1 protein-coding gene is annotated in these 1571 nt (G+C 64.5%); it reads left to right on the top strand.

The features are described 5' to 3' along the window. Nucleotides 1-1571 (top strand): FAD-linked oxidase C-terminal domain-containing protein (locus ABYA88_RS16445; protein WP_373188459.1); only part of this gene is annotated, 1571 nt, incomplete at both ends.

The following is a 1571-nucleotide window of genomic DNA, read 5'->3' as shown; positions in this document are numbered from 1 at the left end:
TTGCTGATCGAATCCCGCGCTGCCAGCCAGTCCCTGCTGCATGAACAGCTGGCGCTGATCATGGCGTCGATTGCCGATTTCACGCTGGAAAAGTGCGTCGACTTCAGCGAGGATCCGGCCGTCTACAACCAGCTGTGGAAGATCCGCAAGGACACCTTCCCCGCCGTTGGTGCGGTACGTCAGACCGGCACCACGGTGATCATCGAGGATGTGACCTTCCCCATCGAACAGCTGGCCGACGGGGTCAACCGGCTGATCGACCTGTTCGAACGTCACGGCTATGACGAGGCAATCATCTTCGGTCACGCGCTGGAGGGGAATCTGCACTTCGTATTTACCCAGGGCTTCGACGACCCGGCCCAGGTCGCCCGCTACGAAGCCTTCATGCAGGGCGTGGCGCAGCTGGTAGCAGTGGAGTTCGGCGGCTCCTTGAAGGCCGAGCATGGCACAGGGCGCAACATGGCGCCCTTTGTCGAGCTGGAATGGGGTCATGACGCCTACCAACTGATGTGGCAGATCAAGCGCCTGCTCGACCCCCAGGGCATCCTCAATCCGGATGTGGTGCTCAGCGAGGACCCACAGATTCACCTGAAACACCTCAAGCCGCTGCCGGCGGCGGACGAGATCGTCGACAAATGCATCGAGTGCGGCTTCTGTGAACCGGTCTGTCCGTCCCGGGGGCTGACCCTGAGTCCCCGCCAGCGCATCGTAGTCTGGCGTGACATCCAGGCGAAGAAGCGCGCGGGTATAGATACCGCCGCCATGGAACAGGACTATCGCTACCAGGGCATCGACACCTGCGCAGCCACCGGCTTGTGCGCCCAGCGCTGCCCGGTGGGCATCAATACCGGCGATCTGGTGCGCAAGTTGCGCGCGCAGCAGGCCAACAGCCCGCGGACAGCCACCTGGCTGGCTGATCACTTTCGCACCACGGTCAGCACCACACGCGCGATGCTCTTTCTGGCCAGCGGCGCGCGCGCAACATTGGGAGCCCCCCTACTCACCCGCGCCTCCGCGGCCATAACCAAGGTCAGCCGCGGGCGAGTACCACAGTGGACCCCCGCAATGCCCGAGCCGGCACGTCGCATGCGCCTGCCGAGCCCCCGTGGAGACTCGCGCCCCCGGGTGGTCTACCTGGCGGCCTGTGTATCCCGGGCCATGGGCCCGGCGGCAAGCGATGCCGAGCAGGTGCCGCTCATGGACAAGACCCGCATGTTGCTGGAAAAGGCCGGCTATCAGGTGGTATTTCCTGCAGCACTGGACAGCCTGTGCTGCGGTCAGCCCTTCGCCTCCAAGGGCTACGCCGAGCAGGCAGCACGCAAGAAGCAGGAGCTGGTTGCGGCTCTGCTCGAGGCCAGCCGCGGCGGCGTGGATCCGGTCTACTGCGACACCTCGCCCTGCACGCTGAGTCTGTTGCAGGAGGGGTCGGACCCACGTCTGGACGTTTACGATCCAGTGCGCTTCATTCGGGAACACCTGTTGCAGCGGCTGGACTTCAGCCCCCAGCAGGCTCCGGTTGCGGTACACGTAACCTGCAGCACCCAGCATCTGGGCGAAGCCGAAGGCCTGAT

The organism is Halopseudomonas sp. (assembly GCF_041579695.1).
Taxonomy (GTDB): domain Bacteria; phylum Pseudomonadota; class Gammaproteobacteria; order Pseudomonadales; family Pseudomonadaceae; genus Halopseudomonas.
Note: the sequence above shows the minus strand (reverse complement) of the source record. Positions and strands in the feature narration are given on the sequence as shown.